The organism is Pseudomonas sp. CBZ-4, assembly GCF_000346755.1.
Lineage (GTDB): Bacteria > Pseudomonadota > Gammaproteobacteria > Pseudomonadales > Pseudomonadaceae > Aquipseudomonas.
This window is the reverse complement of record NZ_ANNV01000175.1, coordinates 33,416-48,489: the sequence shown is the minus strand read 5'-3', so window position 1 is coordinate 48,489 and position 15,074 is coordinate 33,416. Positions and strand designations below refer to the sequence as shown.

The 15,074-nt window shown below is 61.5% G+C and carries 14 protein-coding genes; 12 read left to right on the top strand and 2 right to left on the bottom strand.

Going from position 1 to position 15,074, the window contains the following annotated elements; translation table 11 throughout:
* From B348_RS0127630 to B348_RS0127615, 4 genes are all read left to right on the top strand, one after another.
* On the top strand, positions 1 to 981 hold the full coding sequence (locus B348_RS0127630; RefSeq protein WP_017739260.1) for a substrate-binding domain-containing protein: 981 nt from the start codon (positions 1 to 3) through the stop codon (positions 979 to 981).
* On the top strand, positions 978 to 2,477 hold the full coding sequence (gene araG / locus B348_RS0127625; protein WP_017739259.1) for an L-arabinose ABC transporter ATP-binding protein AraG: 1,500 nt from the start codon (positions 978 to 980) through the stop codon (positions 2,475 to 2,477). Before B348_RS0127630 ends, araG begins: the two co-directional genes overlap by 4 nt.
* Positions 2,478 to 2,494: 17 nt before the next feature.
* Positions 2,495 to 3,460, top strand: a complete 966-nt coding sequence (gene araH, locus B348_RS0127620) for an L-arabinose ABC transporter permease AraH (RefSeq protein ID WP_026137114.1) — start codon at positions 2,495 to 2,497, stop codon at positions 3,458 to 3,460.
* A 197-nt stretch (positions 3,461 to 3,657) separates the two neighbouring features.
* Entirely contained in the window at positions 3,658 to 4,461 is an 804-nt protein-coding gene (locus tag B348_RS0127615; RefSeq protein WP_017739257.1) for an IclR family transcriptional regulator, read from the top strand.
* A gap of 58 nt (positions 4,462 to 4,519) precedes the next feature.
* Here the strand turns inward: B348_RS0127615 and B348_RS0127610 are convergent, their stop codons facing one another.
* Complete coding sequence (locus B348_RS0127610; protein ID WP_017739256.1) at positions 4,520 to 5,572, bottom strand: NAD(P)-dependent alcohol dehydrogenase; 1,053 nt, start codon at positions 5,570 to 5,572, stop codon at positions 4,520 to 4,522.
* A 182-nt stretch (positions 5,573 to 5,754) separates the two neighbouring features.
* Here B348_RS0127610 and B348_RS0127605 point away from each other — a divergent pair, with 182 nt between their 5' ends.
* Positions 5,755 to 6,648: an AraC family transcriptional regulator gene (locus B348_RS0127605; protein WP_017739255.1), complete on the top strand. Its 894-nt coding sequence runs from the start codon at positions 5,755 to 5,757 to the stop codon at positions 6,646 to 6,648.
* A gap of 171 nt (positions 6,649 to 6,819) precedes the next feature.
* On the opposite strand, the gene B348_RS0127600 is transcribed toward B348_RS0127605, so the two are convergent.
* A complete protein-coding gene (locus tag B348_RS0127600) occupies positions 6,820 to 8,484 on the bottom strand; it encodes an electron transfer flavoprotein-ubiquinone oxidoreductase (RefSeq protein ID WP_017739254.1) in 1,665 nt (554 codons plus the stop codon).
* A gap of 506 nt (positions 8,485 to 8,990) precedes the next feature.
* Between B348_RS0127600 and B348_RS0127595 the strand changes: the two genes are divergently transcribed.
* From B348_RS0127595 to B348_RS0127565, 7 genes are all read left to right on the top strand, one after another.
* Complete coding sequence (locus B348_RS0127595) at positions 8,991 to 9,740, top strand: electron transfer flavoprotein subunit beta/FixA family protein (RefSeq protein ID WP_017138339.1); 750 nt, start codon at positions 8,991 to 8,993, stop codon at positions 9,738 to 9,740.
* Positions 9,741 to 9,742: 2 nt separating this feature from the next.
* Positions 9,743 to 10,672 (top strand): electron transfer flavoprotein subunit alpha/FixB family protein, encoded by a 930-nt coding sequence (locus B348_RS0127590; RefSeq protein ID WP_017739253.1) that lies wholly within the window; start codon positions 9,743 to 9,745, stop codon positions 10,670 to 10,672.
* 74 nt (positions 10,673 to 10,746) lie between these two features.
* Positions 10,747 to 11,562, top strand: a complete 816-nt coding sequence (locus B348_RS0127585; RefSeq protein WP_017739252.1) for an ABC transporter substrate-binding protein — start codon at positions 10,747 to 10,749, stop codon at positions 11,560 to 11,562.
* A 9-nt stretch (positions 11,563 to 11,571) separates the two neighbouring features.
* The gene (locus tag B348_RS0127580) at positions 11,572 to 11,934 is read left to right on the top strand and encodes a DUF4398 domain-containing protein (RefSeq protein ID WP_026137113.1); all 363 of its coding nucleotides are present in this window, start codon (positions 11,572 to 11,574) and stop codon (positions 11,932 to 11,934) included.
* Positions 11,931 to 12,746: an OmpA family protein gene (locus B348_RS0127575; protein ID WP_017739250.1), complete on the top strand. Its 816-nt coding sequence runs from the start codon at positions 11,931 to 11,933 to the stop codon at positions 12,744 to 12,746. The genes B348_RS0127580 and B348_RS0127575 overlap by 4 nt, the downstream gene beginning before the upstream one ends.
* Positions 12,747 to 12,971: 225 nt before the next feature.
* Positions 12,972 to 14,411 (top strand): PLP-dependent aminotransferase family protein, encoded by a 1,440-nt coding sequence (locus B348_RS0127570; RefSeq protein WP_017739249.1) that lies wholly within the window; start codon positions 12,972 to 12,974, stop codon positions 14,409 to 14,411.
* A 104-nt stretch (positions 14,412 to 14,515) separates the two neighbouring features.
* Positions 14,516 to 14,980, top strand: coding sequence for a hypothetical protein (locus B348_RS0127565; protein ID WP_017739248.1), 465 nt, complete (start codon positions 14,516 to 14,518; stop codon positions 14,978 to 14,980).
* The last annotated feature ends 94 nt before the right edge of the window (positions 14,981 to 15,074 follow it).

Genomic DNA, 15,074 nt, shown 5'->3' with positions numbered 1-15,074 from the left:
ATGTTGAAGAAGACACTCGGCACCCTGGCCCTTGCGATGGCCTTCAGCGGTGTGGCGCTCGCCGAAGAAGTGAAGATCGGTTTCCTGGTCAAGCAGGCCGAAGAGCCCTGGTTCCAGACCGAATGGGCCTTCGCCGAAAAAGCCGGCAAGGAGCACGGTTTCACGGTGATCAAGATCGCCGTGCCCGATGGCGAGAAGACCCTCTCGGCCATCGACAGCCTCGCCGCCAATGGCGCCAAGGGCTTTGTGATCTGCCCGCCGGACGTGTCCCTCGGCCCGGCAATCGTTGCCAAGGCCAAGGCCAACGGGCTCAAAGTGATGGCGGTGGATGACCGCTTCGTCGATGCCAAGGGCAACTTCATGGAAGACGTGCCGTACCTCGGCATGGCGGCCTTCGAAGTCGGCCAGAAACAAGGCACGGCGATGGCCGCCGAAGCGAAAAAACGCGGCTGGGACTGGAAAGACACCTACGCCGTGATCAACACCTACAACGAACTCGACACCGGTAAAAAACGCACCGACGGCTCGATCAAATCCCTCGAAGACGCCGGCATTCCCAAGGACCACATCCTCACCGCCGCGCTGAAAACCCTCGACGTGCCCGGCAGCATGGACGCCACCAACTCGGCCCTGGTCAAGCTGCCCAGCGGCGCGAAAAACCTGATCATCGGCGGCATGAACGACAACACCGTGCTCGGCGGCGTGCGCGCCACCGAAAGCGCCGGCTTCAAGGCGGCCAATGTGATCGGCATCGGCATCAACGGCACCGACGCCATCGGTGAATTGAAGAAAGCCGACAGCGGCTTCTTCGGTTCGATGCTGCCGAGCCCGCACATCGAGGGCTACAGCACCGCGCTGGCGATGTACGAGTGGGTCACCACCGGCAAGGAACCGGCGAAGTACACGGCCATGGATGAAGTGACCCTGATCACCCGCGCCAACTTCCAGGAAGAACTGACCAAGATCGGGCTGTGGAAATGACCGGCGCGGCCCTGCGTTTCAACGGCATCGGCAAGGAGTTTCCCGGGGTCAAGGCCCTGGCGCAGATCAGCTTTGAAGCGCGGCCGCACCAAGTGCATGCGCTGATGGGCGAGAACGGCGCGGGCAAGTCCACGCTGCTGAAGATCCTCGGCGGCGCCTACATTCCCAGCAGCGGCACGCTGCACATCGGCGAGCAGACGATGGCCTTCAAGAACGCCGCCGACAGCATTGCCAGCGGCGTGGCGGTGATTCACCAGGAGCTGCACCTGGTGCCGGAAATGACCGTGGCCGAGAACCTGTTTCTCGGGCATTTACCGTCGCGTTTCGGCGTGGTCAATCGCCGCCAGTTGCGCGAGCAGGCGCTGGCGTGCCTCAAGGGGCTGGCGGATGAAATCGACCCAGAGGAGAAGTTGGGGCGGTTGTCCCTGGGTCAACGGCAACTGGTGGAAATCGCCAAGGCGTTGTCCCGAGGCGCCCATGTGATTGCCTTTGACGAGCCCACCAGCAGCCTCTCGGCGCGGGAGATCGACCGGCTGATGGCGATCATCACGCGCCTGCGCGACGAGGGCAAAGTGGTGCTCTACGTGTCCCATCGCATGGAGGAGGTGTTCCGCATCTGCAACGCGGTGACGGTGTTCAAGGACGGCCGTTTTGTGCGCACCTTCGACGACATGAGCACGCTGAGCCATGACCAGTTGGTGACCTGCATGGTCGGCCGCGACATTCAGGATATCTACGACTACCGCCCGCGCGAGCACGGCGAGGTGGCGCTCAAGGCCAAGGATTTACTCGGCCCCGGCTTGCGCGAGCCGATCAGTTTCCAGGTGCACAAGGGCGAGATTCTCGGCTTGTTCGGGTTGGTAGGGGCAGGGCGCACCGAGCTGTTCCGCGTGTTGAGCGGTTTGACCCGCAGCACCGCCGGAAACCTGGAGCTCTGTGGCAAAAAACTGCACCTGCATTCACCGCGCGATGCCATCGGCGCCGGGGTGCTGCTGTGCCCGGAAGACCGTAAAAAGGAAGGCATCATCCCGCTGTCCAGCGTCGCCGAAAATATCAATATCAGCGCCCGTGGCGCCCATTCCGCGTTCGGTTGGCTGCTGCGTGAAGGCTGGGAGAAGGGCAACGCGGCGCAGCAGATCAAGGCGATGAAGGTCAAGACGCCCAACGCCGAGCAGAAAATCATGTACCTCTCCGGCGGCAACCAGCAGAAGGCCATTCTCGGCCGCTGGCTGTCGATGCCGATGAAAGTCCTGCTGCTGGATGAACCCACGCGCGGCATCGATATCGGCGCCAAGTCGGAGATTTACCAGATCATCCATAACCTCGCGGCCCAGGGGATCGCGGTGATCGTGGTGTCCAGCGACCTGATGGAGGTGATGGGCATCAGCGACCGCATCCTGGTGATGAGCGAAGGCGCCCTGACCGGCGAAGTGAGTCGCGATCTGGCGGATGAAGCGCGGCTGTTGCAACTGGCTCTCCCGCGTTCGCGGGCTTGAAGAATTCGAGGTGAATGATGTCCGACGTAAAAACTGCAAAGGGCTTCTGGCCGGGTTTCAACCAGCGCAAGTTCCTCGATGACTGGGTGATGCTGCTCGCGGCGCTGGGCATCTTTGTGCTCAGTGCGCTGTTTATCGACAACTTCCTTTCGCCGCTGAACATGCGTGGCCTGGGCCTGGCGATTTCCACCGTGGGTATTGCCGCGTGCACCATGTTGTTTTGCCTGGCGTCGGGGCACTTCGACTTGTCGGTGGGCTCGGTGATCGCCTGCGCCGGCGTGGTGGCGGGCATTGTCATTCGCGATACCGACAGCGTGGTGCTCGGCGTGTCAGCGGCGTTGGCCATGGGCCTGGTGGTGGGGCTGATCAACGGCATCGTGATTGCCAAGCTGCGTATCAATGCGTTGATCGCGACGCTGGCGACCATGCAGATCGTGCGGGGCCTGGCGTACATCTTCTCCAACGGCAAGGCGGTGGGGGTGATGGATGAGCGCTTCTTCGTGTTCGGCAACGGCCAACTGCTGGGCGTGCCGGTGCCGATCATCATCACCGTGCTGTGTTTTGTGTTCTTCGGTTGGCTGCTGAACTACACCACCTACGGGCGCAACACCATGGCCATTGGCGGCAACCAGGAAGCGGCGCTGCTGGCGGGGGTGAATGTTGATCGCACCAAGATCATCATCTTTGCCGTGCACGGCTTGGTGGGCGCCTTGGCGGGGGTGATCCTCGCCTCGCGCATGACCTCGGGCCAGCCGATGATTGGGCAGGGGTTCGAGTTGACGGTGATTTCGGCGTGCGTGCTGGGCGGGGTGTCGTTGAGTGGGGGGATCGGCATGATCCGGCATGTGATTGCCGGGGTGTTGATCCTGGCGATCATTGAGAATGCGATGAACCTGAAGAACATCGATACGTTTTACCAGTATGTGATTCGGGGCTCGATCCTGTTGTTGGCCGTCATCATCGACCGCATGAAACAACGCTGAAGCTAGACCCAATGGAGATCCAAATGTGGGAGCTGGCTTGCCTGCGATAGCATCACCTCGGTACGCCTGACTCACCGAGGCGCCCGCATCGCAGGCAAGCCAGCTCCCACAAAAGCCAGCTCCCACATTGGGAACGCCACTGTATTGATGTTCGGTATTTGCCATAATGCCCGCGCTTTCACACTTATAGGCCCGACATGCAGGAAAACGCCCCCACCCCCACCAAAGACACCGCCCCCACCGGCACCCAGACCCTGCTCCGTGGCCTGGGCGTGGTGCACGCGGTGGCGGCCGGTGCTCGGGATCTGAAAGAGATCGCCAAGCGCATCGGCACGACCCGCAGCACCACCCACCGCCTGGCCAGTTGCCTGGTGGAGGAGCGTTACCTGCGCGTGGTGCCGCAAGTCGGTTACCTGTTGGGGCCGAAGCTGATCGAGCTGGGTTTCCAGGCGCGTGAAGAACTGCCATTGGTAACCCTGGCGGTGCCGTACCTGGACGAGTTGTCGGCGCTGACCGGCGACACCATCCACCTGGCCATTCGCGAATACGATGACGTGCTCTACCTGCACAAGAACCCCGGCCGCAACGGCCCGGAAATGCGCTCGCGGGTCGGCCATCGCATGCCGCTGGCGCGCACCGGTATCGGCAAGGCGTTGTTGTTGGATGACCCGGTGCAAGAGTGGCAGCGCCTGTACGACGTCAGCCAGCCGGCGGCCGGCAAAAGCCCGCAGTGGCCACAGCACCCGGAGCAATCCTGGGCGCAGTTCGAGCAGCGCATGCGCGAATACGTGGTGGGTGGTTTTGCGTTCGATCTGGAAGACAACGAACCGTCGATCCGTTGTGTCGCGGCACCGGTGCGCGATGCCAGCCGGCGAATCGTCGCCGGCATCAGCATCGCCAGTACCGTGCCCTACATGCCGCTGGAGAAAATGGCCGAGCTGATCCCTGTGATCAAACAGGTCGCAGCACGGCTGTCAGCGGAGTTGGGCGCGAAGGCCTGATGATCGTTCCCACGCTCTGCGTGGGAGCGCCGCCCCGGACGCTCAGCGTCCAGCGCCATCAGACTTTCAAAGTCGCCATGTCGATGACAAAGCGGTACTTCACATCGCCGGCGATCATGCGGCTGTAGGCTTCGTTGATGTTGCGGATGTCGAGCATCTCGATGTCGCAGCTGATGCCGTGCTCGGCGCAGAAATCCAGGACTTCCTGGGTTTCGGCAATGCCACCGATCAGGGAGCCGGCCAGCACTTTGCGGCCCATGATCAGCTTGGCGGCGTTCACCGGTGGGTCAACCGGTTCGATCAGGCCGACCAGGATGTGCACGCCGTCAAAGCGCAGCACGTCGAGGTAGGGGTTCAGATCGTGCTGCACCGGGATGGTGTCCAGCAGGAAGTCGAAGTGCCCGGCGGCGGCTTTCATCTGCTCAGCGTCGGTGGACACGATCACATGGTCGGCGCCCTGGCGACGGCCTTCCTCGGCCTTGCTCGCGGAACGGGTGAACAGGGTCACCTCGGCGCCAATCGCCTTGGCCAGCTTGATGCCCATATGGCCCAGGCCGCCCATGCCCAACACGCCGACTTTGTCGCCGGCCTTGATGCCGTAGTGTTTGATCGGCGAGTACATGGTCACGCCTGCGCAGAGGATCGGCGCGGCGCTGGCCAGGTCGAGCGTGGCCGGGATCTTCACGACGAAGTGCTCGCTGACCACGATGCTTTCGGAGTAGCCGCCCATGGTGTTGCTGCCGTCAACGCGGTCCGGGGTGGCGTAGGTCATGGTCGGGCCTTCGAGGCAGTATTGCTCCAGGTCCGACTTGCACGCGTCGCAGTGGCGGCACGAGTCCACCATGCAGCCCACACCGACCAGGTCGCCGACTTTATGCGCGGTGACGTTGGCACCGACGGCGGTGACCTTGCCGACGATCTCGTGGCCCGGCATCAGCGGGTACACGGCGATGCCCCACTCGTTGCGCGCCTGGTGGATGTCGGAGTGGCACACGCCGCAGTAGAGGATCTCGATCGCCACGTCATCCACGCGCGGGCTGCGGCGCTGGAAGGACATGGGGGCGAGGGGTGTGGTGGCCGACTGGGCGGCATAACCGATGGCGGTGTACATGGGGAAAACCTCGCAAAAACAATCACAGGAGAGGCGGCGCATTCTCCGCGCCGGGCCTTGCAGCGGCCATGGCGATTGCTCCGAGTCTCATGCCTATTCGTCCGGGAGTGCCCTGTGTTTGGATTTATGTGTCGCCAGACCTGCGATGATGCTCTCATCCCTTTTTCGCGAAGTTTTTTGCCATGTTGTTGACCCGCCATCTCGACGCCAACGCCACGCTGGTCTCCTTGATCGAGGGGCTGACGCCCTGCGACGGTTTCTCCCCGACGAACCTGCCGGGCGTGAAGGTGTTGCGCGCCAGTTGCGATGTGGCACGCGGGCCGCAGATCTACGAGCCGAGCCTGATGTTCGTGGCCCAGGGCAGCAAACTCGCCTATCTGGGCCCGCGCACGCTGGAGTATGGCGCCGGGCATTACCTGATCCAGGCCATGCCGGTGCCGTTCGAGTGCGAGACATTTGCCATGGCGCCGGATGCGCCGCTGTACGGGGTGACGGTGGGCATCGACCGCGTGGTCCTGGGCGAATTGGTGATGGCCATGGGCATTCAGACCGGGCCGCCGCCGACGGCGCAGACCTTGGAGTCGATGAGTTCCGTGGTGCTCGATGACGCCATGCGCGGTTGCGTCGAGCGGCTGTTGCAGTGCCTGCACGATCCGCTGGAAAGCCGGATCATGGGCCCGGCGCGGGTGCGTGAATTGTTGTTCACCGCGCTGCGCGGGCCGCAGGCGGATGTGTTGCGTGCGTTGGTGGAGCAGCAAGGGCAGTTTTCGCGGATTGCCACGTCGTTGAACCACCTGCATGCGCATTTTGACGAGCCGCTGAATATCGAGACGTTGGCCGGGTATGCGCACATGAGTGCGTCGACGTTTCATGAGCATTTCAAGCGCTGCACGTTGTTGTCGCCGGTGCAGTATCTGAAGCGTCTGCGCTTGTTGAAGGCGCAGCAGTTGCTGTTGGTGGAGGGCATGGGCGTGGCGCAGGCGGCGCACAGCGTGGGGTATCAGAGTACGTCGCAGTTCAGCCGCGAATATAAGCGCTACTTCGAGCGCAACCCTGGCGAAGAGCGGGTGGCGTAGGTCTTGCTGGCTCACCACAGTCAATGTGGGAGCTGGCTTGCCTGCGATAGCGGTCTGTCAGTGTCTTATGTGTAGCTGACCCACCGCTATCGCAGGCAAGCCAGCTCCCACATTTGACCGAGTTGTGTCAGCTATAAAAAAAGGCTCCCATCTGGGAGCCTTAGTTGGCGCTTACATATTCGGGTAAGTCGGCCCGCCCGCGCCTTCCGGCGTAACCCACGTGATGTTCTGCGAAGGGTCCTTGATGTCACAGGTCTTGCAGTGCACACAGTTCTGGGCGTTGATCTGGAAGCGCTTCTCGCCGTCTTCCTTGGTGATCACCTCATACACGCCAGCCGGGCAGTAGCGCTGCGCCGGTTCATCGTAGAGCGGCAGGTTGGTGCCGATCGGGATGCTCGGGTCTTTCAGCTTCAAGTGGCACGGCTGCTCTTCTTCATGGTTGGTGCTGGAGAGGAACACCGAGCTCAGCTTGTCGAAGCTCAGCTTGCCGTCGGGTTTCGGGTAGTCGATCTTCTGGCTGTCTTTCGCCAGCTTGAGGCAGGCGTAGTCCGGCTTGGTGTCGTGCAGGGTGAACGGCATCTTGCCGCCGAGGATGTTCTGGTCGAACCAGTTGAAGCCGGCGCCGATGATCGGGCCGAACTTGTGCATCGCCGGGCCGAAGTTGCGGCTGGCGAAGAGTTCTTCGTACAGCCAGCTGGATTTGAAGCTGTCGACGTAAGCGGTCAGTTCGTCACCGCCCTCGGAGTCGGCGAACAGGCGGTCGGCCACGGCGTCGGCAGCGAGCATGCCGGATTTCATCGCGGTGTGGCTGCCCTTGATCTTGGCGAAGTTCAGGGTGCCGAGGTCGCAACCGATCAGCGCGCCACCGTTGAACACCATCTTCGGCAGCGAGTTCAGGCCGCCTTTGCAGATGGCGCGGGCGCCGTAGCTGATGCGCTTGCCGCCTTCCAGGTACTGGGCCAGCACCGGGTGATGCTTGAGGCGCTGGAATTCATCGAACGGCGACAGGAAGGTGTTGCTGTAGGACAGGTCGACAATCAGGCCCACGACAACCTGGTTGTTTTCCAGGTGATAGAGGAACGAGCCACCGGTGTTCTCGTTCTTCATGATGTCCAGCGGCCAGCCGGCGGTGTGCACCACCAGGCCTGGCTGATGCTTGGCGGGGTCGATTTCCCAGATTTCTTTGAGGCCGATGCCGTAGTGCTGGGCGTCGGCGTCGCTGTCCAGGTTGAAGCGCTGGATCAGTTGCTTGCCGATATGGCCACGGCAACCTTCGGCGAAGAGCGTGTACTTGCCACGCAGCTCCATGCCCGGGGTGTAGACGCCTTCTTTTGGATGGCCTTCGCGGTCGACGCCGAGGTCGCCGGTGATGATCCCGCGCACCACGCCGTTTTCGTCGAACAGCGCTTCCTGGGCGGCGAAGCCTGGGTAGACTTCCACGCCCAGGTTCTCGGCCTGCTGGGCCAGCCAGCGGCACAGGTTGCCCAGGGAGATGATGTAGTTGCCTTCGTTGTGCATGGTCTTGGGCACAAAGAAGTCGGGAACCTTGGTGGAGGCTTCGGGGCTGCGCAGTACATAGATGTCATCGCGCACCACGGGGGTGTTGAGCGGGGCGCCGAGCTCTTTCCAGTCCGGGAACAGTTCGTTCAGGGCGCGTGGTTCAAACACGGCACCGGAGAGGATGTGGGCGCCGACTTCGGAGCCTTTCTCGACCACGCAGACGCTGATTTCCTTACCGGCTTCGGCGGCCTTCTGCTTCAGTCGGCAGGCGGCAGACAGGCCCGCCGGGCCAGCGCCGACGATGACCACGTCGAATTCCATGTATTCGCGTTCCACAGGTTATCTCCTACTCAAGGCTCAACAGGCTTTTTTTCTAATGGGGTGGAGGTTTGGTGTCGTCTGGCGCGAAGGCCCGACCCACCTTTCTCTCTAGGTGGCGCATTATATATAGACCACTGCTAGCGTCCAATACAAACGTTTGTTTGAATTGGCCGCAGGCTAGGTAAATCAAAGCAACGCGGCTTATGACTGGCTATTTTGGCGTATTGACCAGAATAGGCGTTCCGGTCAATATACGGTCGGTTTTGCGCTTACCGTAGGCAGACAGCGGGTTTCAAGAGCACGTCCAAAGACAGGCTAAAGGCATGCGTGCCCAAATGATGGCGCGCAGTTTACACGCCGCGATAAAGAATGACCTCTCAGTCACCACTGACGAACGGTCATCACTTCCCGTGAGCAAGGTCCCTGCCGAAGGTTTTGGAGGTGCCCTTGTGTGCCGATGAGCATCAACCGCCAGGTTCGCCTAGGCGACTTTCTTTTCACCGGAGAGTAACGAGGAATCCATGAAGGTTCTTGTAGCTGTCAAACGCGTTGTCGATTACAACGTGAAAGTTCGCGTCAAGGCGGACAATTCCGGCGTCGATCTTGCTAACGTCAAGATGTCGATGAACCCTTTCTGTGAAATCGCCGTGGAAGAAGCCGTACGCCTCAAAGAAAAAGGCGTGGCAACTGAAATCGTCGTGGTTTCCATCGGCCCTACCACTGCTCAAGAGCAGCTGCGTACCGCCCTGGCCTTGGGTGCCGACCGTGCCATCCTGGTCGAGTCTGCCGAAGACCTGACCTCCCTGGCCGTGGCCAAGCTGCTCAAGGCCGTTGTCGACAAGGAACAGCCTCAGCTGGTGATCCTTGGCAAACAAGCCATCGACAGCGACAACAACCAGACTGGCCAGATGCTGGCTGCCCTGACCGGTTACGGCCAAGGCACCTTCGCCTCCAAAGTCGAAGTGAGCGGCGACAGCGTAGCTGTGACCCGTGAAATCGACGGCGGCGCCCAGACGGTTTCCCTGAAACTGCCGGCCATCGTCACCACCGACCTGCGTTTGAACGAGCCGCGCTATGCGTCCCTGCCAAACATCATGAAAGCCAAGAAGAAGCCGCTTGAGTCGGTTACTCCTGAAGCTTTGGGCGTTTCCACCGCCTCCACCAACAAGACTGTAAAAGTTGAAGCCCCGGCTGCACGCAGCGCGGGCATCAAGGTCAAGTCGGTGGCTGAACTGGTCGAGAAACTGAAGAACGAAGCGAAGGTAATCTGATCATGACTATCTTGGTAATCGCTGAACACGACAACAAGGTCGTGGCCCCGGCCACCCTGAACACCGTGGCTGCTGCCGCTAAAATCGGTGGCGACATTCACGTGCTGGTAGCAGGCCAAGGCGCTGGCGCCGTGGCTGAAGCCGCGGCGAAAATCGCTGGCGTGAGCAAGGTACTGCTGGCCGACAACGCCGCGTACGCTCACCAGCTGCCGGAAAACGTTGCCCCGCTGATCGCAGAACTTGGCGCTGGCTACAGCCACATCCTGGCTGCTGCGACCTCCAACGGCAAAAACATCCTGCCACGCGTTGCCGCGCAGCTGGACGTTGACCAGATCTCCGAGATCATCTCGGTTGAAAGCGCTGACACCTTCAAGCGCCCGATCTATGCCGGTAACGCCATTGCTACCGTGCAATCGACCGCTTCGGTAAAAGTCATCACCGTGCGCGCCACCGGTTTCGACCCGGTTGCCGCTGAAGGTGGTTCGGCTGCCGTTGAAGCCGTCGCGGCTGCCCACGACGCTGGCACCTCCAGCTTTGTCGGTGAAGAGCTGGCCAAGTCGGATCGTCCTGAGCTGACCGCTGCCAAGATCGTCGTTTCCGGCGGCCGTGGCATGCAGAACGGTGACAACTTCAAGCACCTGTACGCCCTGGCCGACAAGCTGGGCGCTGCGGTCGGCGCTTCCCGCGCGGCCGTCGACGCAGGTTTCGTACCCAACGACATGCAGGTCGGCCAGACCGGCAAGATCGTTGCGCCACAGCTGTACATCGCGGTCGGTATCTCCGGCGCGATCCAGCACTTGGCCGGTATGAAAGACTCCAAAGTGATCGTTGCGATCAACAAGGACGAAGAAGCACCGATCTTCCAGGTGGCTGACTACGGCCTGGTCGCGGACTTGTTCGACGCCGTACCTGAGTTGGAGAAGCTGGTCTAATCCAGCCGCTTCACTTATAAAGAGCCCGGTCCTTGTGACCGGGCTTTTTTTTTGACTGGCTGGAGAACTTCCCCATGGAATTGCGTCGCTGGACTGTACTGCTGGGCCTCACGCTGCTGCCAGGCCTGACGCTGGCCGCCGGCAAATGCGAACGCCTGGTGATCACCGGCAGCCCGGACGCACCGCCCTTGCTCTGGCGCGACCCCCAAGACCCCACGCGGCTGATCGGTGCCACCGCCGATGTGTTGCAACAAGTGGCCAAGGACCTCGGCCTCAAGGTTGACCTGCTCTACGGCGGCAAACGCTCCCTGGCCCTGGACGAAGTGCGCAGCGGGCGCATGGACATCCTCGCCGATGCACCGCTGAACCTCGGCGAACTGGACACCCTCGACTACATCCACCCGGCACTGGTGCACACCGATTACCTGGTGTGGACGCGCAAGGATTCGGCGCTGGCCTACACCACCGCCACCGACCTGCACGGGCACAAGGGCGCGGTCTCGGAGCGTGCACGCTTGAGCGCCGGTTTCGAAACCTTCGCCGGCCAGCAACTCACCCTGCAACGCTTGCCCAGCTTGACGCCGGCCTTCCAGAAACTGCTGCTTGGCGAAGTGGATTACGTCCTCGCCGGACGTTACTCCGGCATGGCCATGGCCCAGACCCTGGGGATGAGCAATGACTTGATCGCCCATGAAGTGCCGGTCGATCAGCCCGGCCTGTACCTGGCGATTTCCCACAACTCCGCCTGCAATGATCCGTGGCTACGCGGACAGTTGGCCAAAAAGATGACAGAATTGTCGGCCTCCGGTGTGGCGCAAGCAGCGTTGCAGAGCAATCTGGAACGTTGGAAAGCGCAATTGCAGCAACCTGTCGGCACCCCAGCAAAGTAAGGATTTTCAGTGACTCTTCGACCTCTTTTCGCGGCCCTCGCCGTTGTAGCTCTGGCGGGATGTGCGAGCGATCCTGCGCCGATTGAACAAATGCGCCTCACCCAGCAAGCCTTGGAACAAGCCAGTGCCGTAGGTGCCAACGCGGATGAATCGGCTGAATTGAAACTGGCCGAAGCCAAGTTCGCCCGGGCCCAGGGCAGCATGGCCGATGAGTCCTACAAAAACGCGCGCATGCGCGCCGAACAGGCTGAACTGGATGCGCGCCTGGCCGAAGCCCAAGTGCTGACCCGCAAGAGCCAGGAGCAGTTGAACGTGCTCAACACCCGCATCACACGCCTGCGCAAACAGCTGCAGTTGGGAGAAGCCCAATGAGCCCGCTGATCCGTGGTCTGAGCTGCGCGTTGCTGGTGAGCAGCGCGGTGCTGGGCGGTTGTGCCAGCCATCCCAACAGTGAGCAGGCCTTGCAGCAGGCGGGCAGCGACTTCCAGAAGGTCAAGGAAGACGCCAACGTGCTGCGCTTCGCGCCCAAGGATGTGATCCGCGCCGGCGAGTCCCTGGCCCGTGCCGACCGCCTGTCCAGCTACTGGGGCAGCGGCAACGACGTTGCGCATTACGCCTACCTGAGCCAGCGCTACAGCGCCATCGCCCGCGAACACACCGAGCAGGCGCTCAACGCCGAACGGGGCGCCAAGCTCGAACTGGAACGCCAGCGCCTGCAATTGGCCCTGCGGGAAAACAAGCTGACCAGCGTGCAGCAGCAGGGCAAATGGCTCGAAGAACAGATCGCCAGCCTGACCACCACCCAGACCGATCGCGGTTTGGTGATGACCCTGGGCGATGTGCTGTTTGATACCGGCGAAGCCGAGCTGAAAAACTCGGCGAACCGCACCGTGTTGAAAATCGTCCAGTTCCTGCAACTGAACCCCAAGCGCGTGGTGCGCATCGAGGGTTACACCGACAGCACCGGTGGCGAACAGGAAAACCTCAAACTGTCCCGTGACCGCGCGCAATCGGTGGCCGATGTGTTGGTGGACCTGGGCATCGATGAAAAACGCATCCAGGTCGAAGGGTATGGCGACCAGTATCCGGTGGAGGCCAACGCGTCCGAGCGGGGCAGGGCGCAGAACCGTCGGGTAGAGATTGTGTTCTCCGACGAGAAAGGCCAACTGGGCGCTGCTCGCTAAAAGCCAGCTACCAATTCAAATGTGGAGCGGGCTTGTGTGGGAGCGGGCAAGCCCGCTCCCACATTTTGTTTGGTGTACACCCAAAAGGCACTTAAGCACCCTTACAGTTTTTACTGTCACTCCCGCCCGCGCTCGACTATTGTGGCAACTGTCCCCGTACACTTCTAAACTGTGCCGGTATGTTTCACACAAAAATAAAATACCCGTGAAATCGAGTGCTGCGTCATGACCAATCTGTTGCTCTACCAACGTATCGCCCAGCAACTGGCTGAGGATATCCGGCGCGGTGTCTATCAACCGGGCGAGCGTGTGCCTTCGGTGCGCAAGATGAGCTCCCAGCTCAACGTCAGCCATGCCACGGTGTTGCAGGCCTACGCCAACCTGGAAGACCAGGGGCTGATCCGCGCGCGGCCGCAGTCCGGCTACTACGTGCACCAGACGCCCGCGCTCACCGCGCCGACGCCAGACATCGCCCGTGTAGAGCGCCCAGGGTTGGTCACCCGCAGCAGCATCATCCAGCAGGTATTGGTCGAGTCGCGCCGCGAAGGCGTGTTCCCGCTGGGCGCCGCCGTGCCGAGTGTGGATTACTTGCCGGTGCGCGCACTGCACCAGCAGTTGGCCAAGGTCACGCGCTTCCAGAGCCCACGGGCGTTCAGCTACATGTTCAGCCCCGGTTTCGAGCCGCTGCGGCGCCAGGTGGCGATCCGCATGCGCGATGCGGGCGTGGTGGTGGACCCGTCCGAAGTGGTGATCACCCACGGTTGCGTGGATGCATTGCAGATGTCGCTGCGGGTGCTGACGCGCCCCGGCGACCTGATCGCTGCGGAGTCGCCGACTTATTACGGCTTGCTGCAACTGGCTGACCTGCTCGGCCTCAAGGTCATCGAGATTCCCAGCGACCCGGCGTCGGGCATGAGCCTGGAAGCCCTGCAACTGGCGGCCAACCAATGGTCGATCAAGGCCCTGGTGCTGACCACGCGCCTGAGCAATCCCCTCGGCGGCACCATGCCCGAGGAGCGGCAGAAACAGTTGCTGCGCCTGGCGTCGGACTTCGATATCCAGATCGTCGAGGATGATATCTACGGCGAGCTGATGTTCGAAGTCGGTCGCACCAAGGCCTTGAAAGCCTACGACCGCCTGGATCGGGTGATCTACTGCTCCAGCTTTTCCAAGACCTTGTCCCCGGGCGTGCGGATCGGCTGGATGATTGCCGGCAAGTACCAGCAGGAAATCCAGCGCTTGCAGATGTTCAGCACCCATTCGGCGTGCAGCGTCACGCAGATGGGCGTCGCGGCCTACCTGGAAAACGGTGGTTATGATCGTCACCTGCGCTATATCCGCCAGGAATATCGCAAGAACCTCAACGCCTTCCAGCTGGCGGTGCAGCAGTACTTCCCCGAAGGCACGCAGATGACCCGTCCCAGTGGTGGTTTTATCCTGTGGGTCAGTTTGCCGGGGCGGGTCAATACCCAGGAACTGCACGTACGCGCCCTGCAACAGGGCATCAGCATTGCGCCGGGGCTGATTTTCAGTAACACCGAGCAGTTCAACCACTGTATCCGTCTCAACTGCGGCACGCCGTGGAACCGCGAGGCAGAGCGCGCGCTGATGACCTTGGGGATGCTCGCCAGCCAGTTGTGCCAGGAAACCGCAGCGGGCTTTTGAACCCCGGAACAGGGGCATGATCGGTAGTAGGCTAATCACCACGCTTGTCATGCCGCGCACAACAAGCGAGCATATGGCCCTCTGCCGTTAATGCTGTTGGCGATATGACCTCTATTTTTCGTGCTGTCTGGGTGATTGGCCTGCTAAGCCTGTGCAACGTCGGCACCGTGCTGGCGGCGGCGCCTGTGACGGAACGCGCACCTGTCGCTGCCGAGCAAAAGACGCCGGCGAAAAAAGCCCCAGTGGCGAAAAAGAAAGCGCCTGCAGCGAAAAAACGCGCAGCGAAAGCCAGCAAGTCCGCCAACGAAGTGGCCCAGACTAAATTGCCACCGGCACAGTTGGACCTGTCCCTGCCTTCGGACATGGTCAGGCACTTGCAGCCCATTGGCACCATGCCCAAACCCAAGAGCGTGCCCTTGCTGCCGCCGATGTTCGGTGAGAAACCCACCGACAACAGCGCCTTCCAGATCAACGGCCGCCTGCTCAGCAATGAGATGAAGCTGCAACTGCGCAACGAAGAGCGCCGTGACGTGGAAGGTGCAGCGTTGGAATTCGAGTTCAAGCAGTAAACTTTTCCCACAAACGTGACGGCGCCCTTCGACCATCTGTCGCAGACTGGTCAGTCACTTTTGTTTTCTGCGAAAAACCCCTGTTAGACCATTT

Excerpts from the sequence above, each read along its gene's own strand:
- B348_RS0127630 (WP_017739260.1), top strand. The coding sequence starts at position 1 with ATGTTGAAGAAGACACTCGGCACCCTGGCCCTTGCGATGGCCTTCAGC.
- araG (WP_017739259.1), top strand. The coding sequence starts at position 978 with ATGACCGGCGCGGCCCTGCGTTTCAACGGCATCGGCAAGGAGTTTCCC.
- araH (WP_026137114.1), top strand. The coding sequence starts at position 2,495 with ATGTCCGACGTAAAAACTGCAAAGGGCTTCTGGCCGGGTTTCAACCAG.
- B348_RS0127615 (WP_017739257.1), top strand. The coding sequence starts at position 3,658 with ATGCAGGAAAACGCCCCCACCCCCACCAAAGACACCGCCCCCACCGGC.
- B348_RS0127610 (WP_017739256.1), bottom strand. The coding sequence starts at position 5,572 with ATGTACACCGCCATCGGTTATGCCGCCCAGTCGGCCACCACACCCCTC.
- B348_RS0127605 (WP_017739255.1), top strand. The coding sequence starts at position 5,755 with ATGTTGTTGACCCGCCATCTCGACGCCAACGCCACGCTGGTCTCCTTG.
- B348_RS0127595 (WP_017138339.1), top strand. The coding sequence starts at position 8,991 with ATGAAGGTTCTTGTAGCTGTCAAACGCGTTGTCGATTACAACGTGAAA.
- B348_RS0127590 (WP_017739253.1), top strand. The coding sequence starts at position 9,743 with ATGACTATCTTGGTAATCGCTGAACACGACAACAAGGTCGTGGCCCCG.
- B348_RS0127585 (WP_017739252.1), top strand. The coding sequence starts at position 10,747 with ATGGAATTGCGTCGCTGGACTGTACTGCTGGGCCTCACGCTGCTGCCA.
- B348_RS0127575 (WP_017739250.1), top strand. The coding sequence starts at position 11,931 with ATGAGCCCGCTGATCCGTGGTCTGAGCTGCGCGTTGCTGGTGAGCAGC.
- B348_RS0127570 (WP_017739249.1), top strand. The coding sequence starts at position 12,972 with ATGACCAATCTGTTGCTCTACCAACGTATCGCCCAGCAACTGGCTGAG.
- B348_RS0127565 (WP_017739248.1), top strand. The coding sequence starts at position 14,516 with ATGACCTCTATTTTTCGTGCTGTCTGGGTGATTGGCCTGCTAAGCCTG.